19 protein-coding genes, 5 tRNA genes and 2 pseudogenes are annotated in these 24,746 nt (G+C 59.3%); 19 read left to right on the forward strand and 7 right to left on the reverse strand.

The window, feature by feature from the left end:
• The first annotated feature begins 54 nt into the window (after window positions 1–54).
• Window positions 55–780 (forward strand): hypothetical protein, encoded by a 726-nt coding sequence (locus IPM89_06875; protein ID QQS55507.1) that lies wholly within the window; start codon window positions 55–57, stop codon window positions 778–780.
• 59 nt (window positions 781–839) lie between these two features.
• Here the strand turns inward: IPM89_06875 and IPM89_06880 are convergent, their stop codons facing one another.
• Together IPM89_06880 and IPM89_06885 are read right to left on the reverse strand one after the other, a co-directional pair.
• Entirely contained in the window at window positions 840–2,045 is a 1,206-nt protein-coding gene (locus tag IPM89_06880) for an FAD-dependent oxidoreductase (GenBank protein QQS55508.1), read from the reverse strand.
• Between the two features lie 246 nt (window positions 2,046–2,291).
• Window positions 2,292–3,352, reverse strand: a pseudogene (locus IPM89_06885) (IS630 family transposase).
• A gap of 25 nt (window positions 3,353–3,377) precedes the next feature.
• On the opposite strand from IPM89_06885, the gene IPM89_06890 reads away from it, so the two are divergent.
• Together IPM89_06890 and IPM89_06895 are read left to right on the forward strand one after the other, a co-directional pair.
• A complete protein-coding gene (locus IPM89_06890) occupies window positions 3,378–3,707 on the forward strand; it encodes an SDR family NAD(P)-dependent oxidoreductase (protein QQS55509.1) in 330 nt (109 codons plus the stop codon).
• 128 nt (window positions 3,708–3,835) lie between these two features.
• Window positions 3,836–4,417 (forward strand): hypothetical protein, encoded by a 582-nt coding sequence (locus IPM89_06895; GenBank protein QQS55510.1) that lies wholly within the window; start codon window positions 3,836–3,838, stop codon window positions 4,415–4,417.
• A 61-nt stretch (window positions 4,418–4,478) separates the two neighbouring features.
• Here the strand turns inward: IPM89_06895 and IPM89_06900 are convergent, their stop codons facing one another.
• From IPM89_06900 to IPM89_06910, 3 genes and pseudogenes are all read right to left on the reverse strand, one after another.
• Complete coding sequence (locus IPM89_06900) at window positions 4,479–5,846, reverse strand: formylglycine-generating enzyme family protein (protein ID QQS55511.1); 1,368 nt, start codon at window positions 5,844–5,846, stop codon at window positions 4,479–4,481.
• A 41-nt stretch (window positions 5,847–5,887) separates the two neighbouring features.
• Window positions 5,888–6,948, reverse strand: a pseudogene (locus tag IPM89_06905) (IS630 family transposase).
• A gap of 44 nt (window positions 6,949–6,992) precedes the next feature.
• A complete protein-coding gene (locus tag IPM89_06910) occupies window positions 6,993–7,793 on the reverse strand; it encodes a hypothetical protein (GenBank protein QQS55512.1) in 801 nt (266 codons plus the stop codon).
• 507 nt (window positions 7,794–8,300) lie between these two features.
• Between IPM89_06910 and IPM89_06915 the strand changes: the two genes are divergently transcribed.
• The 4 genes from IPM89_06915 (at window position 8,301) to IPM89_06930 (ending at window position 13,404) form a co-directional block, all read left to right on the forward strand.
• Window positions 8,301–9,323 (forward strand): hypothetical protein, encoded by a 1,023-nt coding sequence (locus IPM89_06915; GenBank protein QQS55513.1) that lies wholly within the window; start codon window positions 8,301–8,303, stop codon window positions 9,321–9,323.
• Window positions 9,324–9,519: 196 nt separating this feature from the next.
• Window positions 9,520–10,929 (forward strand): threonine synthase, encoded by a 1,410-nt coding sequence (locus IPM89_06920; protein ID QQS55514.1) that lies wholly within the window; start codon window positions 9,520–9,522, stop codon window positions 10,927–10,929.
• A gap of 32 nt (window positions 10,930–10,961) precedes the next feature.
• A complete protein-coding gene (locus IPM89_06925; GenBank protein ID QQS55515.1) occupies window positions 10,962–12,617 on the forward strand; it encodes a fatty acid--CoA ligase in 1,656 nt (551 codons plus the stop codon).
• A gap of 109 nt (window positions 12,618–12,726) precedes the next feature.
• Window positions 12,727–13,404, forward strand: a complete 678-nt coding sequence (locus IPM89_06930; protein QQS55516.1) for a carboxypeptidase regulatory-like domain-containing protein — start codon at window positions 12,727–12,729, stop codon at window positions 13,402–13,404.
• A 64-nt stretch (window positions 13,405–13,468) separates the two neighbouring features.
• Here the strand turns inward: IPM89_06930 and IPM89_06935 are convergent, their stop codons facing one another.
• On the reverse strand, window positions 13,469–16,132 hold the full coding sequence (locus IPM89_06935; protein QQS55517.1) for a hypothetical protein: 2,664 nt from the start codon (window positions 16,130–16,132) through the stop codon (window positions 13,469–13,471).
• A gap of 162 nt (window positions 16,133–16,294) precedes the next feature.
• Between IPM89_06935 and IPM89_06940 the strand changes: the two genes are divergently transcribed.
• The gene (locus tag IPM89_06940; protein QQS55518.1) at window positions 16,295–19,150 is read left to right on the forward strand and encodes an AMP-binding protein; all 2,856 of its coding nucleotides are present in this window, start codon (window positions 16,295–16,297) and stop codon (window positions 19,148–19,150) included.
• Between the two features lie 97 nt (window positions 19,151–19,247).
• On the opposite strand, the gene IPM89_06945 is transcribed toward IPM89_06940, so the two are convergent.
• A tRNA-Thr gene (locus IPM89_06945) sits at window positions 19,248–19,323 on the reverse strand.
• A gap of 110 nt (window positions 19,324–19,433) precedes the next feature.
• Here IPM89_06945 and IPM89_06950 point away from each other — a divergent pair.
• The 11 genes from IPM89_06950 to rplL all read left to right on the forward strand — a co-directional run bounded on the left by IPM89_06950 (window position 19,434) and on the right by rplL (window position 24,620).
• Window positions 19,434–19,518, forward strand: a tRNA-Tyr gene (locus IPM89_06950).
• A 93-nt stretch (window positions 19,519–19,611) separates the two neighbouring features.
• A tRNA-Gly gene (locus IPM89_06955) sits at window positions 19,612–19,685 on the forward strand.
• A 32-nt stretch (window positions 19,686–19,717) separates the two neighbouring features.
• Window positions 19,718–19,793 (forward strand) — tRNA-Thr (locus IPM89_06960).
• 79 nt (window positions 19,794–19,872) lie between these two features.
• A complete protein-coding gene (gene tuf, locus IPM89_06965) occupies window positions 19,873–21,063 on the forward strand; it encodes an elongation factor Tu (GenBank protein QQS55519.1) in 1,191 nt (396 codons plus the stop codon).
• Window positions 21,064–21,118: 55 nt separating this feature from the next.
• Window positions 21,119–21,194: transfer RNA gene (locus IPM89_06970), tRNA-Trp, on the forward strand.
• Between the two features lie 81 nt (window positions 21,195–21,275).
• Entirely contained in the window at window positions 21,276–21,650 is a 375-nt protein-coding gene (gene secE, locus IPM89_06975; GenBank protein QQS55520.1) for a preprotein translocase subunit SecE, read from the forward strand.
• A gap of 11 nt (window positions 21,651–21,661) precedes the next feature.
• On the forward strand, window positions 21,662–22,201 hold the full coding sequence (nusG, locus tag IPM89_06980) for a transcription termination/antitermination protein NusG (protein ID QQS55521.1): 540 nt from the start codon (window positions 21,662–21,664) through the stop codon (window positions 22,199–22,201).
• A gap of 91 nt (window positions 22,202–22,292) precedes the next feature.
• A complete protein-coding gene (rplK, locus tag IPM89_06985) occupies window positions 22,293–22,727 on the forward strand; it encodes a 50S ribosomal protein L11 (GenBank protein ID QQS55522.1) in 435 nt (144 codons plus the stop codon).
• 1 nt (window position 22,728) lies between these two features.
• Entirely contained in the window at window positions 22,729–23,424 is a 696-nt protein-coding gene (gene rplA, locus IPM89_06990; GenBank protein ID QQS55523.1) for a 50S ribosomal protein L1, read from the forward strand.
• 219 nt (window positions 23,425–23,643) lie between these two features.
• Window positions 23,644–24,177, forward strand: coding sequence for a 50S ribosomal protein L10 (gene rplJ, locus IPM89_06995; GenBank protein ID QQS55524.1), 534 nt, complete (start codon window positions 23,644–23,646; stop codon window positions 24,175–24,177).
• A gap of 71 nt (window positions 24,178–24,248) precedes the next feature.
• Window positions 24,249–24,620, forward strand: a complete 372-nt coding sequence (rplL, locus tag IPM89_07000; protein QQS55525.1) for a 50S ribosomal protein L7/L12 — start codon at window positions 24,249–24,251, stop codon at window positions 24,618–24,620.
• Window positions 24,621–24,746 lie beyond the last annotated feature (126 nt).

Consider the following 24,746-nt stretch of genomic DNA (forward strand, 5'->3'; position numbering starts at 1 on the left):
CCATGATGGCAAACCGTATTTTCGTAATCAAACCACTCACCAGAGGATCGATTCATGCCGAAGAAGAAAGAGCCGACCAGCACTCCAGTCAACAAGGCCCCCAAGAAAACCACCAAGCCAGCCACGGCAGCCGCCGCAAAACCCGTCGCTCCCGCGGCACCCGTCAAGACCGAGGCACCAAAACCCGCGGCGCCCGTGACCCCCACCAAGGCCGAGGCACCAAAACCCGCCGCGCCCGTGACCCCCACCAAGGCCGAGGCACCAAAACCCGTCGCGCCCGCGGCGCCCGTGACCCCCGCCAAGGCCGAAACCATCACCAAACCCGCCGCGCCCGCGGCGCCCGTGACCCCCGCCAAGGCCGAAACCATCACCAAACCCGCCGCGCCCGCGGCGCCCGTGACCCCCGCCAAGGCCGAAACCATCACCAAACCCGCCGCGAAACCGGCACCCGCCAAGGCCACTAAATCCAGCAAAGCCCCAGCCTCGCCCGCCACGGCCACGGCCAAAAAACAAATCGACTCAACCGCCACGGTCGTGGTCGCCAAATACGATGTCGGATTCGGTAATAAGCTGTTCATCCGCGGCGAGGGCGCCGGCCTCAGTTGGGAAACCGGCGTGGAAATGAAAAACGTTGAAAACGATGTTTGGGTGTGGACCAACAATGATCTCAAGAAGGGCGCGGTTGCCTGCAAGTTCCTGATTAACGATGACATTTGGTCGACTGGCGAAAATCTCTTCGTCCCGGCCGGCGAAACGTCCACGGTTTTTCCCAACTTTTAATCCGCTTGCTCGAGTGGACCCGCCTGGCGCGACTGGCGCCCGGGTCCGGCTCGGACCGTTCACAATCCCTCGCGTCGCAACCGCTCAAACTCCGTCCGCGAGCGGGTCACACAATCCTCGATCGCCACTCCGCTGAAGTAATTGCCGACCAGCGCCAAGCGATTTCCAGCCAACGCCTGATTCAGCTCTTTGGCCCGTTCGCCATGACCGACCCGCAGCGCGGGCAACCGGTTGAGCTTGGGCACCACGTTCCCGGATTCGAGCAGGGATCGATCGATGCCGAGCACTTGGGCGATTCGCTCGATCTTCTCTTCTTCGCCCAACACACCGGGCCGAAAGTGGAAGGTAAAACCTCGCCAGTAGGCATCGGGCACGGTATCGCGCGATACCGCCGAGTAAAACGCTTCGCCCCGGCCGATCAACCCCGCCACCGGCGGCAAGGATAACCGCGCGGCCGGTAGCGCCACCCCGACCGATTCGAGCTTGGCGGTCTTGATCTCCGCCAGCCGCCCGGCGATGTCGGGAAACGGCGCGCTCAGCAATTCGGCCGCCGCCGCCACCGGCGTGGCCAGACAAAGCGCGCGGGTGCTGTACTCGCCACGATCGGTACGGACGACGAAGCCCTTACCGTCGCGCCGGATCTCCCGCGCGTTCTGCCCGAGTTCGACGGAAATACCCGCTTGCCCGGCCAGGGTATCGGCGATGGTTTGCAACCCGCCAGGCAAGGTGAAACTCCGTGGTACGTCCTTGCGCCGGGGCCGGGATTGAAACAGGCTGTCGGCGGGAAATTCGTCGGCCGGCTGGCAGATCACCGCATTGAAGGCCGGTTCGAACACCGCCGCGTAATTGCGTCGGCCGACGATGCGGCCGTAGTACTCGGCGACGGTGCGCCCGGTTTTGATCAGACCAAGCAGCCGGAACGGCGCCAGCGGCAGTCCCGGGAAGTACAACTGGGAAAGGATGCTTTTGATCGCGCCACCGGCAAACATCCGGAAACCGACCTTGGCCCGGCGTTGCAAGCGGTCCAGCAGGCCGATCGGTTCCAGGATCGCCAACAGGTTGCCATAGGAATTGAAGCTGCTGTGCGCACCCAACTCCAGCCAGAACCCCTCCATCTCATCGCTGAAACGATGCGAGTGCAAGCATCCCCCCACCCGATCTTCCTGCTCCAGCACCAGCACGTTCAGGCCGACGGCGGCAGCGTAATGGGCCATGCTCAAGCCGCTGATACCGGCTCCTATAATCAACAGATCGCGGTCGGCCATGACGGACTCCGAAAAGGATAAACATCAGACGGCAATTCTCGGTAAGGGCGCCGCAACGGTCAAGCGAGCCAAACCGTGCCAGGTTTACCGATCTTATCTTGCTTAGTCTTTAAGGACTTATCACACTTTAACCCAGGAAAGCGCCATGAAATCACGTCCTGTTTCGCCAACGATCTGTTCCAGGGCAAAACCGTGTTCATCACCGGTGGCGGCAGCGGCATTAATACCGATTACTAATAGATTTTACTACTTTAGTGCGGATAAAATAAAATCAAAACTGGTCAAAGAAACCACTTCGCTTGGGAGAAGCGATTGAATGAGTTCATCCACTTTTTTACGTAGTTCATCTAGGGTTTTTAAATTGATCCAACACAATTGATCTTTCATTGATTGCCAAACACGCTCAATGGGGTTCACATCGGGACTGTAAGGCGGTTGGAATAATAAGACGACATTATCGGGGATTACGAGTTTTTTGGCAGAATGAAAGCGACCGTTATCCAATTGAATTACGTTGAGGCTGTGCGGATAAGTTTTAGAAAATTCATTCAAAAACCACTGAAAGCAATCAGCATCTAAATGGGAAAATTCTAAAAAGAAGTTTTCGCCACTCAGTGGCTCAATGGCACCATAGAGCCAAAATGATTGAAAGGTCCATTGAACTGGACCAACTGGCTTAATCCCCAGTGCGGTGATGACCCGCCGGGTGATCGTTTTTAATCCAAAGCGACTTTCATCTTGGCACCAATACCGTAAAGGCCGGACCGCTTCATTTTCAACTTGTTGAAGAATATCAATTAATTCAAGTTGTCGTGGAAGTTTTTTTTAAAAGAAACCACCGCCTCTTCATGGCGATGAACGCTCGTTGGCCGCGCCACTTTAAGTTTTGCTTTGAGTTGATAACGAACGACTTGATGCACTGTTGAATAAGGAATATCGACCTCGTATTCCTGGAGAAGCCACTGCTGGATTTGTCCGTAACTATAAAATCCATGAGTCGGATCGTCCAGACGGCGCTGGAGTGCCTCTCTCATAGCTTCGGTAATTCTCGAACGACGGCCGCCATGATAATTCCACTGCAACAGCCCGATTAAGCCTTGGGTACGATATACTTTGAGCCACTTGACAATGACGGATTTCGATCGCCCTAAATGATCGGCTAACTCTTGTAAAGAATGAAAAATCTCACTTTTAATCCAATATAGAATTTGTAATCGCTCTCGAAACTTGGCGTGAGTTTGTTCATTCATTATGCGCTTTAGTTCTTCGGAGGATTCGTGGATTTCGACTTGTAATGAGCGGCTCATGACTGGATCAATAAAAGTAGGTTAAATGAGTATGATAACAAAATCTAATCGTAAATGGTATAACCTCGGCATCGTTGGCCGCTCGCAAGACAAGCTGGACGCGGCGGCGACGGAACTGCGGGGAATCGGCGCGCGAGTCTCGGCCCATGCCGCCGACGTGCGCGATTATCCCGCGCTGGAAAAAGCCATGCGGGATGCTCGCGCGGAACTGGAGTCGATTCATACTCTGATCTGCGGCGCGGCCGGCAATTTCCCCCTCGCCGCCGAACAGATCAGCCCCAACGGCTTCAAGTCGGTGGTCGCCGACGGCGGCCAGAACCTGCCCGGCTCCGGTCCGGGGCGTGGACGCAGTTGATCATGGCGGAGATGGCGAAGGCTGGAAAATCGTAAGCACGATCTTGGGCCGCACCCTGTCTCGGTTCGTCACTTTAGCATGACGAGGATCAGCGCCCTTATAGGTACATCTCTCCTCGCGCCTTGATTGTGGCGATCCCTTCGGCTTTAATGTGCCCTTCCGATCCTGTTGATTCGCTGAGGAAATTCGTTGTGGATCTATTATCTTTCGATGCCGAGCCGCTGTATTTCGACAACCCGCCTTCCGAGGAGGTCGTGCGGTTACTTCAACAAGCCACCGAAGATTACAGTGACGGGAGATCCGAGGCGGGTTTACAGCGCGCCTTTCAACTGGCCCCGGAAAATTTGATGGTTCTGGTTTCCCTGTTTCGCTATTTTTTTTACCAGCACCGTTATCCTGAAGCCTTGGGCATCAGTCAAAAAGCCCGTGAAGTCGTGCGGCAAAAACTCGGATTACCCCAAGACTGGAGCACACTCAGCGAGGCACAGCTTGCCGAAGGCCATGAAAACGATATGGTGCTGGTCCGATTCTATTTGCTCTGTCTGAAGGGCGAAGCCTATTTGTATGCGCGGCAGGGCCAAACGGAGAAAGGTATTCCTTTGCTCGAAAAGGTCGCGGCCATGGATTCCAATGACGATCTAAAAATCACCGACTTGTTGGCGGTCTTCAACCGGAACGTTCGGCAATCGGATACGACGATGAGCATGTAAAATTTGTGGCGACCAGGGGGCTTCGCCCCCTGGACCCCCGCAAAGGGAAAAAGCCAAAATGTCAAAGAGTTAATGTCCTGGCCAGACGGAACCCTACACCGCTGACCATGTAGCGCGGGTTGCTCCCGAGGCGCGCGGCCGACCGCAACCAGTCCGGAGCGACGTACCACGAACCGCCCCGCAGCACCCGGGGACCGCCGCCCGCTTCCTCCCACGCCGAACCGTCCAGCGGCGCACCCCGATAATTCTCATGCCAGGAATCCCGTACCCACTCCCAAACATTACCCATCATGTCATGCACACCAAGTTTATTGGCCCTGAAAGAACCCACCACCGCCGTCCAAACATAATTGTCATCACAGTCATGAATCTCACCACCGTATCCATATCGCTGAAAACTCCGATCCGCCCCATTCGCATACTGGCAGGCCCGCTTGGCATCATCGCCCCAGAATCGCGCCGTTTCGCTGCCCGCCCGCGCCGCGTATTCCCACTCGGCTTCCGTCGGCAGCCGGTAAGACTTGCCCGTCATCTCGGAGAGCCACACGACATAAGCAGCGGCATCCTCCCAGGACACGTTGATGACAGGCCGCCGGCCCCGGCCCCAACCCTGATCACTGGGCAACGCCCGCCCCGTGGCATGGGCAAACTGATCGTATTCATCGAAGGTGACCTCGTATTTGCCGATCTCGAAGGGTCGCGAGACGGTCACCCGATGGCGCGGTTTCTCGCTAAAACGTGCTTCCCGATCATCCTCGCGCAACCCCATCCAGAATTCGCCGACCGAAATCCTGACCATCTCCGGCTCGCTCGCCCGGTAAAGACCAACAGCGGCGAGCAGCATCGAGGTTCCATGTCTGACGGTTAGGCCATTCGCATAAAGCCAGACGGTTCCGATCGCGACCGCCAGCACCAGCCCGGCAACGGCGCCCGCCACGCCTCGAAGAATCCACAAACGCCGCCGGCTGGCGCGCAGAAACTGGGCGGCCAACTCGGAAGGATTTGCAGCCTGACGGTAACGTCTGAGCCTCGCACCCGATGCCAATCCAGATCCATGTTGGCCGATTCCATGCCACTCCCGAGCGGCTTCCTCCAGATCCTGCCCCGCTTTGAGTTGCTCGCGGTGATTCGCGATCCAATCGCGCACGGTTTTCCATGCCGAGAACAACGCCTCGTGGGCGACTTCCACCACTGGCTGACCATCCTCTCCCCGACCGACCACCAGCAGGCGGGCATCATCGACAAACGCCTTGACCAACCTTTCGGTCTCCGCCGAATGGACCAGACGCGCCCGTGACGCCCGTCGCCGCGCGACGGCGCCTTCCTCGTCGATTTCCACCAGTTCCCGAAAAACCTCGCCCACCGTTTGTTGGGTCACGCCCAGCTTGCCGACGGTATCCTCCGCTCGCTTGGCGATAGCACCCGCCACCCGCCCAAACCCATCGTAATACCGATTACTAATAGATTTTACTACTTTAGTGCGGATAAAATAAAATCAAAACTGGTCAAAGAAACCACTTCGCTTGGGAGAAGCGATTGAATGAGTTCATCCACTTTTTTACGTAGTTCATCTAGGGTTTTTAAATTGATCCAACACAATTGATCTTTCATTGATTGCCAAACACGCTCAATGGGGTTCACATCGGGACTGTAAGGCGGTTGGAATAATAAGACGACATTATCGGGGATTACGAGTTTTTTGGCAGAATGAAAGCGACCGTTATCCAATTGAATTACGTTGAGGCTGTGCGGATAAGTTTTAGAAAATTCATTCAAAAACCACTGAAAGCAATCAGCATCTAAATGGGAAAATTCTAAAAAGAAGTTTTCGCCACTCAGTGGCTCAATGGCACCATAGAGCCAAAATGATTGAAAGGTCCATTGAACTGGACCAACTGGCTTAATCCCCAGTGCGGTGATGACCCGCCGGGTGATCGTTTTTAATCCAAAGCGACTTTCATCTTGGCACCAATACCGTAAAGGCCGGACCGCTTCATTTTCAACTTGTTGAAGAATATCAATTAATTCAAGTTGTCGTGGAAGTTTTTTTTAAAAGAAACCACCGCCTCTTCATGGCGATGAACGCTCGTTGGCCGCGCCACTTTAAGTTTTGCTTTGAGTTGATAACGAACGACTTGATGCACTGTTGAATAAGGAATATCGACCTCGTATTCCTGGAGAAGCCACTGCTGGATTTGTCCGTAACTATAAAATCCATGAGTCGGATCGTCCAGACGGCGCTGGAGTGCCTCTCTCATAGCTTCGGTAATTCTCGAACGACGGCCGCCATGATAATTCCACTGCAACAGCCCGATTAAGCCTTGGGTACGATATACTTTGAGCCACTTGACAATGACGGATTTCGATCGCCCTAAATGATCGGCTAACTCTTGTAAAGAATGAAAAATCTCACTTTTAATCCAATATAGAATTTGTAATCGCTCTCGAAACTTGGCGTGAGTTTGTTCATTCATTATGCGCTTTAGTTCTTCGGAGGATTCGTGGATTTCGACTTGTAATGAGCGGCTCATGACTGGATCAATAAAAGTAGGTTAAATGAGTATGATAACAAAATCTAATCGTAAATGGTATTATCGACCAAACCATTGGTTTCCTGGCCCCGTCCGAAAAAGATCGGCGCATCGTCTGGAGTAAAGGCGCGCAAACCGGGGAAGGGGGAATCCGGCCATAGCGGTGGACCCGGCACCGAAGGAACCGGCGGCTCGCTTGGAGGAATTACCGAAACAGCCGTCTTTCGATCCAGAATGTCCCGCACCACCGTTCGCAGATGTAAATTCAATTGCTCCCTGAACTCGTCCGGCTTCAGGTAAGAGTTGTAACCACGTTTTATCGAACCATCGGGATTGGCGAAGGATTGAAAAAACTGCTTCACTTGACGCCATTGTCGCGATTTTGAGTCAAAGGCCGGATCGTCTGGATCGAGAGCTATCTTCTCGGTTCGGCGATAGATCAAGATCGCTGGCTTTTCGTGTTTTTCGGCCGCTTCCAGCGCATTGAGATACTCCCACTCGGTCCCTGACAGATAACGGCCGCCATCGGGCTTTTGCCAATCATCGGGTAACGGCGTGCCCATGCGCGCCCAGAAAATAACGATGACGACATCGCACTCGGCGGGTGTCGGCAAACCTTTCTTGATCGCCTCTTGCGGTGTCAGAGTCGCCAGCATGGGTGCACCCGCGCCGGGCTTGTCCCAAGCGACGATTTCCACCGTGATCTTGCCGCGCAACAGCGGATCGTATTGCAGTTGGTCCAGCACGTTCAGAGCCAGCGCGCGCTCGTCCGCCACGTCCCCCGGCGAAGCCAGAAACACCCGCAGATGCAGCGGGCTTCGAGATACGCTGGATACTGTGCTCATGGTTGCTTATCTCCTCAAATGCCTTACAGACCACTGGCGTCCACGACCAAGCTCATCACCATCCCCAAGCGGCTTTCCGAGCACGACCAGCCAAAAAAATATCAATTAAAATAGATTGTTGGAATATTTTTGTGGAAACCTGGATCTACTATGGCTCTCCTTGATGAGTGGTGGTCGACTCGGGAGCGGAAATCCCCCCGACCGCGGGCAGGACCGACGGGGAAAAACTCCGGCTCATCGTGGTCGCTGTCCTAAACTCCACCCTGCTGTTCGAACGCACACGCCCGGCGCGGAAAAAGCCATGAAGAAAACATGGTCAGATTCCCGGTTCTGCTTTAGACTCCGCCCCGCTCCTTGAGCGGGTGCGGGAAGAGTCGCGCCAACCCCGGTCGTGCGTCGCGCACTGTCCACCAACAAGCGGCATCGCCACTGGGCAATGAAGCGAAGCACATACCGCATTACCTTTGAATCCAGCATTCGCACCAATATGTCGAAACACTACACTCCATGACTGCTTATCCTACTGTTCCATCGACGGTCGATTCACCCGCCATTCATCTCGGCGCCACCCACAGCTACGCGATCACCGGCGACCAGATTCACCTTAGCGCCGACCTGAACATCCTCAATGCCGAATACGCGACGTCCACTGCCTGGGCACTCCAACTCTGGGCGCTCGACATGCCCTTCGTGGGTGGTGAACTTTCAGGCGTCAAGGTCGCCGAAATCCCGCTCGACCCTCTACCGGAGACGGTTCCGCCATCGATCGCCGTCGCGGGTTCCACCTTCGTTTCGCCCCCCGCCGGCGCCCGTGACTGGACCCTGCTCCTGGTGCTTGCCGCTGGCGAGGATGGAGATTTCCGACACATTCACGCCTTCGCCAATTATCCTCGCCCCGAATGTTTCGCCTTGCCACGTATCCTGGGCAAAGTGGAATATCAGCTCACGGAAGACCAGATCGAGCTGACGGTTGCGGAGATTCAGAATCCGCGCGACCCCGCCAACATGAGCGGTACTCTGTCGCTGGAATTGTGGGCCTTGGCCGCACCCTATGCCGGGGGCGCCTTCGATGGCATCCCGCTGGCCGGCGTGGTTATCGGCTCGCTCCCCGGCCAGGGGCAACACCTTAACCTGCAAACGACCGCACACCGCGCACCGACACCACCGGGATGTTGGCATCTGGTGTTGATGCTGCGGGAATGGACCCTTGCAGGCTATGTGACCCGGGACTACACCAACTTTGATATCCCCTATATCAGTGAAGCGCCGCAATCCTCAGAACCGGTTCAAGTCACCGTCGCACCCGAGATCTCCCCTGTAGTCGTGCCCGAAGCCGAAGCTCCTGTTCCAGCGGCGGCGGATACGGCACTACCTCAACAACATCCGAACGAAGAAGCCGGCTCCGTACAGCCCAGCGAAATCCAGAATCCAGTCGAATCGATCGACCAGACAGAGATTGTCGATCCACCGCGCGCCAAAGGCAGCGGCACAAGCATCTTCGGGCGATTTTGGAAGCGACTCGGGTTCTAACCGCGGATCGGCGGACAGCCCAGCGGAAGATGCTCTATAGCGCCCTCAAAAACCCCTGTAAACGTCGCGCGTAAAACAGAGCGGAGGGCAAGAGTGTCGCCTCAATCCTTGTGCATGATCAGCGCCTTTGGGGAAACGGAAGGGTACAATAGATTCATAGACTCTTGCTCTTCCGCGCTTTCCGAGGACCGACCACATGCGCTACCTCAGCACCCGGGGCGGCATGGCCCCCGCGACCTTTTCCGAGATCCTGCTGGGCGGGCTGGCGCCCGACGGCGGCCTGACCATTCCGGAACACTACCCGACCCTGGCGCCCGGTGAGCTGGCCGGTTGGCGCCGCCTGTCCTACCCGGAACTGGCGTTCGCCATCCTGCGCAAATTCGCCGACGACCTGCCGGATGACGACCTGCACGCACTGGTCGAACGTACCTACACCGCTGACCGCTTCCATACCAAAGCCATTACGCCGGCCACCAATCTGCTGGATGACGTCTGGCTGCTGCGGCTGTCGAATGGCCCGACCCTGGCGTTCAAGGATATCGCCATGCAGTTGCTTGGCAACCTGTTCGAATACGCCCTGCTCAAGACCAGCGGCCACCTCAATATCCTCGGCGCCACCTCGGGCGACACCGGCTCCAGCGCCGAATATGCCATGCGCGGCAAGCGCGGCATCCAGGTGTTCATGCTCTCGCCTCACCAGAAGATGAGCCGGTTCCAGACCGCGCAGATGTTCTCGCTGCAAGATCCCAATATCTTCAACATCGCCGTGCATGGCGTGTTCGACGACTGTCAGGACATCGTCAAGGCGGTCAGCAACGATGCCGAATTCAAGGCTCGCCACGCCATCGGTACCGTCAACTCCATCAACTGGGCACGGGTGGTGGCGCAGATCGTCTATTACTTCAAGGGCTGGCTGGCGGTCACCACGCGCGACGACCAGGAAGTGTCCTTTGCCGTGCCGTCCGGCAACTTCGGCAATATCTGCGCCGGTTACATCGCCAAGCGCATGGGCCTCCCCATCCGCCGACTGATCCTCGCCACCAACGAAAACAATGTGCTCGATGAGTTCTTCCGCACCGGCGTCTACCGGGTGCGTCAGACCGATCAAGTGGCGCACACCAGCAGCCCCTCGATGGACATCTCCAAGGCATCCAATTTCGAGCGCTTCATTTTCGATGTGGTCGGGCGCGATCCGGCGATGGTCCGCGAACTGTGGCGGCAGGTGGATACTTTCGGTTTCTTCGACTTGTCCGGCACCGACGCCTTCCGCGCCATCGCGCAATCCGGCTTCGTGTCCGGCTCCAGCAACCACCCGGACCGCATGGCGGTGATCCGCTGGATTCACCAGGAATGTGGCGTGGTCGTCGACACTCACACCGCCGATGGCATCAAAGTCGGGCTGGAGTATCGCGAGCAAGGCGTACCGCTGCTGTGCCTGGAAACCGCCCTGCCAGCTAAATTCGAGGATTCCATCGTCGAAGCGCTGGGCCATCCACCGGAACGCCCGACCGGCTACGAAAACATCGAAGCGCTACCGCAACGCTTTGAGGTGATGGAAGCGGATGTAGCAGCGGTCAAGGCGTATATCACGCAACACGCGGGCTGAGTGGCCAAACGCTGCCATGGAGTAGAACAAACATGTCCGAACAACTGATCGAACACACTCCGTCCGCCCACTACCATCCCCTGCTGATCAAGAGCCTGCTCGGCAATCCGATCCGTCAGTTCCCCGAGCAGGAGATCGTCCATGGCGATTTCAAGCGCCAAACTTACCGCGACCTGGGCGAACGGGTCAGCCGCCTGGCCAGCGGTCTCGCGGGCCTTGGGGTCAGGCGCGGTGACACCGTGGCGGTCATGGACTGGGACAGCCACCGCTATCTGGAATGCTTCTTCGCCGTACCGATGATGGGCGCGGTGCTGCACACCATCAATATCCGGCTATCCCCGGAACAGATCCTCTACACCATCAACCACGCCGAAGACGACATCATTCTGGTCAACACCGAGTTTCTGCCGGTGCTGGAAGCCATCCGCGACCGCATCGAGCCGGTCAAGAAACTGGTACTGTTGAACGACACCGGCCAGACGCCAGCCACCACCCTGGATATCACCACCGAATACGAAAGCCTGTTGATGTCCGGCGATTCCGACTACAAATTTCCGGACTTCTCCGAAGACGCTCGCGCCACCACGTTCTATACCACCGGCACCACCGGCCTGCCCAAAGGCGTGTACTTCAGCCACCGGCAACTGGTGCTTCATACTCTGGCTCTGCGCTCGGCCGTGGGCGGCCCTGGCCAGGGCCGCTTTAATCGCGATGACGTGTACATGCCGATCACCCCCATGTTCCACGTTCACGCTTGGGGGTTTCCCTATGTCGCCACGCTGCTGGGCGTCAAACAGGTCTATCCGGGACGCTACATTCCCGAGCAATTGTTAACCCTGATTCAGCGCGAGAACGTGACCTTTTCCCACTGCGTGCCCACCATCCTGCAAATGCTGCTGGGTAGTCCCAAGATGGATGAGGTGGATCTGTCGCGCTGGAAAGTCACCATCGGCGGTTCGGCATTGCCGCGGGCATTGGCCAAACAGGCCCTTGATCGGGGCGTGGACGTGTTCGGTGCCTACGGTCTGTCGGAAACCTGCCCGATTCTGACCCTGGCGCAACTCAAACCGTACATGCTGGACTGGGATTGGGAACGGCAACTGCACATCCGTTGCAAGGCCGGTTTGCCGATCCCCATGGTCGAATTGCGGATCGTGGACGAGGACATGAACGATCTGCCAGCCGATGGCAAGAGCACGGGCGAGGTGGTGACCCGTGCGCCGTGGCTGACCCAAGGTTATCTGCGGGACCCGCAAAGTTCCGAATCGCTGTGGCGCGGTGGTTATCTCCACACCGGCGACATCGGCTTCATCGACGAGGAAGGCTATCTCAAGATCACCGACCGGTTGAAGGATGTGATCAAGACCGGTGGCGAATGGATCGCCTCGCTGGAACTGGAAGATCTGATCCTCAAGCATCCGGCGGTGGCGGAAGCGGCGGTCATTGGCATTCCCGATCCGACATGGGGTGAACGGCCGTTGGCACTGGTGGTGCCGCAATCGGGTCGGCAGGTGGACGAAACGGCAATCCGCGACTGGCTGAAGGATTTTGTCGAGCAGGGCATCATCTCCAAGTGGGGCATGCCCGACCGGGTGCTGCTGGTCGATTCCATCCCCAAAACCAGCGTGGGCAAGCTCAACAAGAAAGCGATGCGCGAACAGTACGCCCAAGCAACCCAGAACAGTTAAGCGGCGCGGGAATCAAACACAATCCCGCGAACTCTAAAAGGATGTTGGAAAGAAACTACTGGAAACCCCTTCTCCGACAAGGCTCACGGAAAACAGCAGGAGGTCCCAAATGGCAACGATGCGAACGATGGGCTTGATTGCGGCGGCGCTGGCGCTGAGCGGTGGATTGCCGCGGCCGGCCGACGCGCAACAGATGTACACGCCCACGCCTTACGATTCGCCGCCGCCACGCTACCCGGAGCCGCCACCGGTCAGGCCCGACCCCCCTTACGAACTGGCACCCGGGGGTCCCATCCAGTTTTACAGCCGACCGGCCGGGCCAGCCCAACCACCGGCACCGCCCGCGCCCCCGCCGCGCCCGTATGTGGCCCCGACACCCGCGCCCGCGGAGGAATATCCAGCCTACTCACCCTATGCGGAAGAGACCGGACCCGGCTGGCTGCCACCGGGCGATTTGATCCAGGTTCAGGATGATCGAGGCATCCGTTACGCCTCCGGCGGCGTGGGCGAAGGCGAACGCGCCGAACTCAACGCGCTGTCCGGCCAGTTCAATCTGCGGCTGCTGTTCGCCATGCAGGGCAGTGGCGACTATCTGGCGGACATCAAGGTCACCATTGTGGACCAGCGCGGCGAGACTGTGCTGCGCGCTGAATCGAACGGCCCCTGGTTCTATGCCCAACTACCGCCGGGCGCCTACACCGTGGAAGCCAGCACGCCCGATCAAACCCAGCGGCAACCCGTGACCATCGGCGCCCGCCAGTCCCGACTGAATTTCTATTGGCGTTGACTCGCAAGCCATTACTGGATTTTCACAATCCAGCCTTCCTCGTTTGGAGGGAGTGTTTCCGTCCTTAATTAGCGACGGACGACGACGGGGTAGACCGCGGTTTGGGTCCGGGTTCGGAACCCGTATCGGACCCGGCTGCCGCGGCCGGCGGCAAGGATGGCGGAACCTGAATCGAACTCTCCGGCTCGGCCACCTTGTTTGCAGCGGCTTGCTGTTCCAACAATTGTTTCGCCGCTTTGGAATCGGTGTGATCGACGATTTCCCGTAACGTCGGAATCCGCAGGGTCACTCCCACTTTCAGGTAATCCACGCCCGCTTTGGAAAATGCTGTTGGATTGATGGCAAATAGCGCCTTCATCATGGCGTCGATGCCGATATCCGGAGCGGGGCGAACCTTGGCGGCGATATTCCAAAGCCGTTCGTTGGGCACCACGGGGCCGTACTGCTCTCCCCCCTTGTATACAGGCATAGCCGATTTTTCGGACTCAATCACCGTTGAATCCACAGGTTCAGCTACTTCGGCAACCTCGGCAACCTCGGCAACCTCGGCGCTTTCAACACCCGGCGGCTCCGTCGCTTCGACGACCTGAACGGCTTCGGCGCTTTCAACACCCGGCGGCTCCGTCGCTTCGACGACCTGAACGGCTTCGGCGCTTTCAACACCCGGCGGCTCCGTCGCTTCGACGACCTGAACGGCTTCGGCGCTTTCATCTCTCGGCGGCTCCGTCGCTTCGACGACCTCGTTGACCTCGACGGTTTCAATCTCCGGCGGAGCGGCAAACTTCAGCGCCGGTGGTTCAGTGGAATCGGCGGCATGAACAGTTTCGGCTGATTCAAATACCGACAGAACAGCGAACCCCGCAACTGGCCGCGCGATGGAGTCCGCAACTAGCGATTCAGCAACAGTGGCGGTTGGCGATAACTCGAAAACATCAGCCGCCACTGTTGCTAACGTGTCGTTGGCTGATTGAGAAGTCGTGCCCGACTCAGCCGTAATCTGACGATCAAGCTCTGACGGCGTCGCCGCATTGGCACCAGGCTCAAGAACCGGTTCCGATGCCACGGCATCGACAGTCCGTGTATCAGAAAGGCTTTGTGGTGAAACAGGCACATGAGGAACCTGGACAGTAGCCGACGCCATGACTTCTGAAACCACCAGAAACAGCAGCGGAGTCGCCGACACTGGCGCAAGAACCATTGGCCTCGCCGGTCTTGATACGGCTGTGTTCAATGCAAGGTCAGGTTCGGCAACTTCGGGCTTCGGTTCTGGGGTTGCGACCACCGCCGGTTCGGGAACGGAGATCTCCAATTTCGGCTCGGGGGTGGAGACTTCAGGCTCCGGTTCGGAAGCCACGACCACCGCCGATTCGGGGGTGGAGACTTCAGGCTCCGGTTCGGAAGCCACGACCACCGCCGATTCGGGGGTGGAGACTTCAGGCTCCGGTTCGGAAGCCACGACCACCGCCGATTCGGGGGTGGAGACTTCAGGCTTCGGTTCGGAAGCCACGACCACCGCCGATTCGGGGGTGGAGACTTCAGGCTCCGGTTCGGAAGCCGCGACCACCGCCGGTTCGACGGTGGAAACTTCGGGCTCCGGTTCGGAAGCCGCGACCGCCGCCGGTTCGACGGTGGAAACCTCAGGCTTCGGTTCGGAAGCCGCGACCGCCGCCGGTTCGACGGTGGAAACCTCAGGCTTCGGTTCGGAAGCCGCGACCGCCGCCGGTTCGGAGCTGGAAACTTCAGGCTTCGGTTCGGGGACTGACGGGGTCGGCTCAAGCGTGCTTGGCCGCGCCAAGGGAAATACGGCCAAGTTGCTGGCAGTTGCTCCCGCCGATGCCTGTTCCACCGCCGCCGGCATCTCTCCAGCGGATGCAATGCCAGTTCCCGCGCCGGCCAGCGCTGCCTTCTCCGCCGCCGCCAATTGTCTGGCAACCGCGGAACCGGTGAAATCGGCGATTTCCTGAAACGTCGGAATTCGCAATAAAGCTCCGATGCGCAAACCATCGACCCCCACCTTGGAAAAGGCATCTGGATTGGCTTGAAATAAGGCTTGTATCATCTGATCCCTGGTAATTCCGGGATCGGGTCGGACCTTGAGCGCGATCCCCCAGAGCCCCTCACCGGACGTGACCGGGCCGTAAACATCCCCCGGTCGATAGACCCAACTCCCGGACGAGGACGCTTCCGTGGCAGACACCGGTTGATCGGGGTATTGAATGGTTCTGTTCACGACGATATCGGCCGAAGGCGACTCGGAGACCGAGTCGGCCTCGGTGTCGGCGGGCGTATCCAACACGGTTTTGGTTCGACCAGCGACAGGTTGCTCGACCAAACGCCGCACGGGATCGAGCAGCACGGTGAATTCCCGGAACGTCTTGCCGCGCGGCCAGCCGAATTCCAACAGCAGCGCCAGCGACGGCTCGTGGATGGGCTTGATCGACACCACCTTGACGTAAACCTTGCCTTCGGCATCGTACTGGATCGAAAAAACCAGATTATCCAGCGTCGCCCCCCGGTCGAGGCCGAATTCCTTGAACATCGTCGGCGACGCCACCTTGACGGAAATCCTGCCCAGTTCCTCCAGCGACAGCGTCGGTAGCGGAATCCTGGCGTCGAACAACTGGTTCAGGGCGGAATCAACTTTAATCTCGCCAACTTCCAGCGCGAAGGCACAAACAGGCCCCAGCAGCAGCGAAGCCAACCAGCAGCGAAACACATTGCGAGTCATGGACAAATCCTCGGGAATCGGGCGGCGGCAGGGTGAAGTTTGGCGAGTTTACGCCGATGCCGACACGCATTATCCCCCATATTCTAGAATGTTGGTTTAGGACGCCAACAGCCCGACCCCGGTTGTCGGCCGGAATTCGCGACAATCACCGGACCTATCGCCATGTCTCCCGATCACGATGGATTGCCAAACTCCGCCGAACCGGCACCCACGAACGCCGGGGACGCCGCGACCCGCCTGCTGACGGTCATGCGGGAACTACTGCTGGAAATTCGCCAGTCCGAGCGCGACGCGCCAGCGTTGACCCTGGACAGCCACATCGATCGCGATCTGGCGCTGGATAGCCTGGCGCGCACCGAACTACTGCAACGAATCGAACGGACTTTTCGCGTACAACTGGACGAGAAGGTGCTGCTGGCGGAAAGCCCACGCGACTTGCTGGAGTTGATCCTGCGGGCCAGCGGCCAACCGCCGGAGGCAACCACGCTCGCGCCGGACTGGCAAGCGCCGACGGCGCAACCAGCCGCAACCGTTGGCAGCCCGGACGGCGCCGAAACCCTGCTCGACATGTTGGACTGGCATGTCGAGCGCCAGCCCGAGCGGGTGGCGATCCAGATTTACGGCAACGACGATCGGATCGACACCGCTTTCACCTACGCCGGACTGCGGCAGCGCGCCCGGGCGGTGGCCACCGGGTTGCGGGAACGCGGGCTGCAACCCCGGCAAACCGTCGCCATCATGCTCCCGACCGGTCCCGAGTATTTCCTCGCGTTCTTCGGCATCCTGCTGGCGGGCGGCGTACCGGTGCCGATCTATCCGCCGGTCCGCCCTTCGCAGATCGAAGAGCATCTGCGCCGCCACGCCCGGCTGCTGGGCAACGCCCAAACCATGGCGTTGATCACCGTGCCCGAAGCCAAGTTGGTGGCGCGGCTGCTGCGGGCGCAAGTCGAGGAACTGCGCCATATCGTCACGGTAGCGGAATTGGAGCAGGAACCAACACCATGGAGCGACGCCCCGGTTCGCGGCCAGGATCTCGCCTTCCTGCAATACACCTCCGGCAGCACTGGTGACCCCAAGGGCGTGATGCTGACTCATGCCAACCTGCTGGCCAACCTGCGTGCCATGGGCTCGATCGTGGCGGCCGGACCCGACGATGTGTTCGTAAGCTGGCTGCCCCTATATCACGACATGGGCCTGATCGGCGCCTGTCTGAGCAGCCTGTACTATGGTTTCCCATTGGTGGTCATGTCGCCGCTCAGCTTCCTGGCCCGGCCAGCCCGCTGGCTACGAGCGATCCACCACCATCGTGGCACCCTGTCCGCCGCGCCCAATTTCGCCTACGATCTCTGCGCGCGGGCCATTCAGGATCATGAAATTGAAGGACTGGACCTAAGCTCCTGGCGCATGAGCTGCAATGGCGCGGAACCGGTCAACCCGGCCACCATCGAGCGATTCGTCGCCCGCTTCGAACCTTACGGCTTCCGGCCGGACGCCATGGCGCCGGTGTACGGGCTGGCCGAGTGCTCGGTCGGACTGACGCTGCAACCACCGGGGCGGACACCGACCATCGACCGGGTGCGACGCGGCGTGTTCATGGCTGGCGGCCGGGCCGAACCGGCGGATGCGAACGAAGCCAGCGCCCTGCTCTTCCCCGCCTGCGGCCAACCACTCCCCGGCCATCAACTGCGCATCGTCGACGACCGGGGCCGGGAGCTGCCGGAGCGGCAGGAAGGGCGACTGGAATTCCAGGGGCCATCGGCGACGGCCGGCTACTATCGCAATCCCGAAGCCACCCGGCGGCTGTTCCCGCACGGCGACGACTGGCTGGATTCTGGCGACCGCGCCTATCTGGCCAGCGGCGATGTTTACCTGACCGGCCGAGTCAAGGATCTGATCATTCGCGGCGGGCGCAATATTTACCCTTATGAACTGGAACAGGCCGTCGGAGAAATTCCGGGAATCCGCAAGGGCTGCGTGGCGGTTTTCGCCAGCGCCGACCCCATCACCGGCAGCGAGCGCCTGGTCGTGGTCGCCGAAACCCGCGCCACCCAGCCGGAAGCGCTGACCAAGCTGCGCCAGCGGATTCAGAGCGTTGGGGTGGACTTGCTGGGAATGCCGCCGGACGAAGTGATGCTGGCGCCGCCGCATACGGTGCTCAAAACCTCCAGCGGCAAAATCCGCCGGGCAGCCATCCGGGAACTATTCGAACGCAACACGCTCGGGCGCGGCGGCCGGGCGCTGTGGCTGCAATTGACGCGGATCGCGCTAGCCAGCGGTTGGGCGCAAACACAGCGACTTTGGCGCGGCGCGCTGGAGCGACTGTATGCCGCTTACGCCTGGACCCTGTTTGGGCTGTTGGCGCCGACGGTGTGGCTGGGGATCATGATGCTGCCAAAGTTGGAATGGCGCTGGACGCTGAGCCGGACCGCAACCTGGCTGCTGGCTCAGCTCACCGGTACGTCGTTGACGGTGCGCGGGCTCGAACACCTGCCGGCCGGTCCCTGCGTGCTGGTGGCCAACCATGCCAGCTTCTTGGACGCCTACGTGCTGATGGCGACCATCCCGCGCCGTTTTCATTACGTCGCCAAGCGGGAGTTGCTGGATAACCGTTGGATTGGACCCCCGCTGCAACGGATCGGCACGCTGTTCGTCGAGCGTTTCGACATACAGCGCAGTGCCGACGAAGCCCGCAAGATCGCCGAGGCGGCGCACGCCGGCCACTCGCTCGGGTTTTTCCCGGAAGGTACCTTTAAGCGAATGCCGGGGCTGCTATCGTTCCGCATGGGTGCGTTTCTGGCGGCGGCGCAGGCGGGAACACCGGTGGTCCCGGTCACGATTCGCGGTACTCGCTCGATGCTGCGCGCCGGCTCCTGGTTTCCGCGCCGCGGCCGACTGGAAGTGCGGGTCGAAGCGCCGGTTCAGCCAGATGGCGACGACTGGGCGGCGGCGGTGCGGCTGCGCGATCAGGCGCGGGCGGCGATTCTGCGTCACTGCGGTGAACCGGATTTAGGGGAATGATCCATGTTCCCGCGGCCAGTAAAAAATTCGTGGCGCCGCAGCGGCGCCACGGCCGGAAACGAAAACGGCCTGCGTTGCCGCAAGCCGATGATCAATATGGAGCTGGCGAAGGGAATCGAACCCCCGACCGGCTGATTACAAATCAGCTGCTCTACCGACTGAGCTACGCCAGCCACCTGAAAGCGATTATTATAGTCGAAAATTTCCAGTATCGTTTCGCAAAAACTTCATTCCAGCAATTGACAATGACATTTTTTGTCAAGACAATATGCGACTCAATTTTGGAGGGGTTCCCGAGCGGTCAAAGGGGGCAGACTGTAAATCTGTTGGCTCAGCCTTCGAAGGTTCGAATCCTTCCCCCTCCACCATACTTTTTGAGGGTTGGCTGCTTTGCGGAGGCGAAGCTTGTGGTGATAGAGGAATTTGCCTCCGCATGCGATGTCGAGCCTAGCGCGACCAAGGCGGGTGTAGTTCAATGGTAGAACCTCAGCCTTCCAAGCTGTTGACGTGGGTTCGATTCCCATCACCCGCTCCAAACCATGCGCGATGTCGAAAGATTAAAGATCGGCCCATATAGCTCAGTTGGTAGAGCGCATCCTTGGTAAGGATGAGGTCACCAGTTCAAATCTGGTTATGGGCTCCAAATTCAATGCGTATATGTGATGCCTGATGTGGCGCGATCCGAGTTTCGGCCTTAGACAGTTTTTTAGGGGAGTGCCTGGATGTCCAAAGAAAAGTTTGAGCGCAGCAAGCCGCACGTCAACGTCGGGACGATTGGCCACGTAGACCACGGCAAGACCACGCTAACGGCGGCGATCACGCGGGTGATGGCGACGGCGTTTGGTGGAGAATTCAAAGCCTACGACCAGATCGACTCCGCGCCGGAAGAAAAGGCGCGCGGCATCACCATTGCCACGGCCCACGTCGAATACCAATCGCCCAAGCGGCACTACGCCCATGTTGACTGCCCCGGGCACGCCGACTACATCAAGAACATGATCACCGGCGCCGCGCAGATGGACGGCGCAATCCTCGTGGTCTCGGCCGCCGACGGCCCGATGCCGCAGACCCGCGAGCACATTCTGCTGGCGCGCCAGGTTGGGGTCCCGTGCATCGTGGTCTACCTCAACAAAGCCGACATGGTCGACGACGCCGAACTGCTGGAACTGGTGGAAATGGAAGTCCGCGAACTGCTCAGCAGCTACGACTTCCCCGGCGACGACGTCCCCATCATCACCGGCAGCGCGCTCAAGGCCCTGGAAGGCGACCAAAGCGACATTGGCGAACCCTCGATCGTCAAACTGGTCGACGCCATGGACGTCTACATTCCGCAACCACAGCGCGAAATCGACAAAGCCTTCCTGATGCCGATCGAAGACGTCTTCTCGATCTCCGGGCGCGGCACGGTGGTCACCGGCCGCATCGAACGGGGCAAGGTCAAGGTCGGCGAGGAAGTCGCCATCGTCGGCATCCGGCCCACGGTCAAGACCATCTGCACCGGCGTCGAAATGTTCCGCAAGCTGCTGGACCAGGGCGAAGCCGGCGACAACGTCGGGGTTCTGCTACGCGGCACCAAGCGGGACGACGTCGAACGTGGCCAAGTGCTGGCCAAGCCCGGCACCATCACCCCACACACTCAGTTCGAAGCCGAAGTCTACGTACTGGGCAAGGAAGAGGGCGGGCGGCACACACCCTTCTTCAAGGGCTACCGGCCGCAATTCTACTTCCGCACCACCGACGTCACCGGCTCGGTCGACCTGCCCGAAGGGATCGAAATGGTGATGCCCGGCGACAATGTACGGATCGTGGTCAGTCTGATCGCGCCGATCGCCATGGACGAGGGCCTGCGCTTCGCCATTCGCGAGGGTGGGCGCACCGTCGGCGCCGGCGTCGTCGCTAAAGTGATCGAGTGAGCCTCAGTCACACATCTGGGTGGGTTCTGTACCAGGAATCCACCTCTTAAGTTACAGGCCAGTAGCTCAATTGGCAGAGCAGCGGTCTCCAAAACCGCAGGTTGGGGGTTCGATTCCCTCCTGGCCTGCCATTCATCATGGCATGCCCCACTTCCCACTCCACCTGTTTGGCGGAGTGGGAATTCCTTGGAACGTGTAAACCCAAGACCCGCATGAACCCGACCAAACCCGAACTGCAGACGGCCAATCGCGCCGATATGTTCAAGCTCCTAGCCGCAGGCACCATCGTCTTGGTCGCACTGGTGGCTTTTTATGTTTTCGCGAATCATTCATTGCTGGTTCGTGTGATCGGTTTGCTGGCGGCGGCCGGCGCGGCGGTGGCTATCGCCCTGAAAACCGAACCGGGCGCGGAAACCGTGGAGTTCGTCCGGGGTGCCCGTTCCGAACTGCGCAAGGTGGTCTGGCCAACACGCGCCGAAACCACGCAAACCACTCTGATCGTGATCGCCATGGTCGTCATCATGGGCGTGCTGCTGTGGTTGTTCGACGTACTGCTACTGTGGCTGGTTCGGCTGATCACCGGCTAGCGGAGCGACTTATGGCGATGCGATGGTATGTGGTGCAGGCTTATTCCGGTTTCGAGCAACATGTCAAGCGCTCGCTGCTGGAACGCATCAACCGTGAAGCTATCACCGAACGCTTCGGCCAGATTCTGGTGCCCACCGAGGAAGTCGTGGAAATGCGCGACGGGCAGAAGCGCAAGAGTGATCGCAAATTCTTCCCGGGCTACGTGCTGGTACAGATGGAAATGGATAACGAGACCTGGCACTTGGTCCGTAGCGTTCCCAAGGTGCTCGGCTTCATTGGGGGGACCAGCGACAAACCAGCGCCGATCTCGGAAAAGGAAGCTCAAACCATCCTGCAACGGATTCAGGACGGTGTCGACAAACCTAAGCCCAAGGTGCTGTACGAACCCGGCGAAATGGTGCGTGTCACCGACGGTCCCTTCAATGATTTCGAGGGCGTGGTCGAGGAAGTGAACTACGAAAAGAGCCGGCTACGTGTCGGCGTGATGATTTTCGGTCGGACGACCCCGGTCGAACTCGAATTCAGTCAGGTCGAAAAAGTGTCCCGCTAACCGGTGTCCACCGGTCGATCTTCCGCCCGTCCGCCCGTCCGGACGGCTCATTCGGGGAGCCGCAAGGCGCTTGTACCCGACAGGAGTCATAATGGCAAAAAAAGTTACGGCATACGTCAAATTACAGGTCGCCGCCGCCAAGGCCAACCCCAGTCCTCCCGTCGGTCCGGCGCTGGGCCAGCACGGCGTCAACATCATGGAGTTCTGCAAGGCCTTCAATGCCCAGACCCAGAATCTGGAACCTGGCCTGCCGATTCCGGTGGTGATCACGGTCTACAGCGACCGCAGCTTCACCTTCATCATGAAGACCCCGCCGGCCACGGTGCTGTTGAAGAAGGCACTGGGGATCGGCAAGGGCAGTCCCACCCCTAACACCAAGAAGGTCGGTGAGGTTACCCGCGCTCAACTGGAAGAGGTAGCCAAGGCCAAGATGCCCGACCTGACCGCCGCCGACCTCGACGCCGCGGTGCGTACCATCGCCGGCAGCGCTCGCTCCATGGGTCTCGACGTTCGCGAGGAGGCGTGACATGGCCAAGCTCTCCAAACGCATGCAGGCGATTCGCGCCAAGTTGACGCCAGGAAAATCCCATCCGATCGAGGAAGCATTCGAACTGCTCAAGGAATTGCCTGGTGCCAAGTTCAAGGAATCCGTGGATGTGGCCGTCAACCTGGGAGTGGACCCGCGTAAGTCCGACCAAGTGGTGCGCAGCGCCACGGTGCTGCCACACGGGACCGGAAAAACAGTGCGGGTAGCGGTATTTGCCCAAGGCGTCAACGCCGACGCCGCCCTCGCCGCCGGCGCCGATGTAGTCGGCTTCGAGGATCTGGCCGAATCGGTGAAGGCCGGCAATCTCGACTTCGACGTGGTTATCGCCGCGCCGGATGCCATGCGGCTAGTGGGCCAGCTCGGCAAAATCCTTGGCCCGCGCGGCCTGATGCCCAATCCCAAGGTCGGCACCGTGACACCCGACGTGGCGGGTGCCATCCGCAACGCCAAGGCGGGACAGGTTCGCTATCGCACCGACAAGGCCGGCATCATCCACTGCACCATCGGCAAGCTGGATTTTGCCTCCGACCAGTTGCGGGAAAACTTGCAGGCGCTGTTGCACGATTTGCAGAAAATCAAGCCCGCGACCTCCAAGGGCGTCTACATCCGCCGAGTCACTGTGTCCACCACCATGGGGCCAGGTCTCACCGTGGATCAAACCACACTGTCATTCTGAACCGTTTCCCGGCATGGCGCCGGGGATGGAACAAGGAACTTTGGGCCAGTCGGGAATCGATCCCGGCTAGCGTCAAAGACCGCGGGTGCCGTCAGGCTCAATGGTTTCTGGTCATGACCGGAACAGCCCGCGCAGACGGTCAGGCCCTTCCGGATTATTCCTGGTCAGGCCGCCGCTCCCATTCTCCGCGACAGCGGAGAAAAACCATGAGGTAATGCGATGAGTCTCAATCTGGCAGAAAAACAGGCTGTGGTGGCTGAGGTCGCCAAAGTAGCTGCCAGTGCGCACTCCGCGATCGCCGCCGAGTACCGTGGACTGAGCGTCACTCAGCTCACGGCCCTGCGTGTGAAAGCGCGGGAAACCGGTGTTTATCTGCGCGTTGTCAAGAACACCCTGGCACGGCGTGCCGTGCGGGGGACCGAGTTCGAGTGCCTGCGGCCTAACTTGGTGGGACCGCTGATTCTAGCGTTCTCCCAAGAAGAGCCCGGCGCGGCAGCGCGGATATTCAAGGAATTTCTCAAGGAGAAAGCCAACGACAAGCTGGTCGTCAAGACGCTGGCGGTCGGTGGACAGGCATTTCCAGCCAGCGAATTGGATCGCTTGGCCAGCCTACCGACCCGCGACGAGGCGATCAGCCTGTTCATGGCCTGCCTGCGGGCGCCGCTCGACAAGTTCGCGCGGACTCTCAATGAAATTCCCGGCAAGTTGGTGCGCACGATCGAAGCAGTCCGGCGGCAGAAGGAAGCCGCCTGATCGTTTTGGCAAAACAAGCTGATTGATGGCAGTCAGAATTTTTAGCGTTTTTATTCAGGAGTAAATCTGCAATGGCCGTTTCCAAACAAGAAATGCTGGACACTATCGCCGGCATGACCGTAATGGAAATCGTGGATCTGATTTCCGCGATGGAAGAGAAGTTTGGCGTTACCGCCGCCGCCGCCATGGCGGCGGCTCCGGCCGCCGCCGCCGCCGCGCCGGTCGAGGAAAAGACCGAGTTCGACGTGGTCATGTCCAGCTTTGGCGAAAAGAAAGTGGAGGTGATCAAGGTGGTACGTGCCCTGACCGGTCTAGGGTTGAAGGAAGCCAAGGACCTGGTGGAAGGCGTACCCTCCATGATCAAGGAAGGCGCTCCCAAGGCCGAAGCCGAGGACATCAAGAAAAAGCTGGAGGAAGCCGGCGCCAAGGTCGACATCAAGTAAGCGCCGCGCCGCTCCCCTTTGATGGGAACTCGTTGCGCAACATTTTCTGGCTTGGACGGACTCGAACGGGAACGGCTGGTGGCTTCGGGCTGCCGGCCTGTTTCCGTTTTGAGCCTGTCAGGGAAA

The sequence above is a fragment of the Candidatus Competibacteraceae bacterium genome (assembly GCA_016699715.1).
Taxonomy (GTDB): Bacteria; Pseudomonadota; Gammaproteobacteria; order Competibacterales; family Competibacteraceae; genus Competibacter.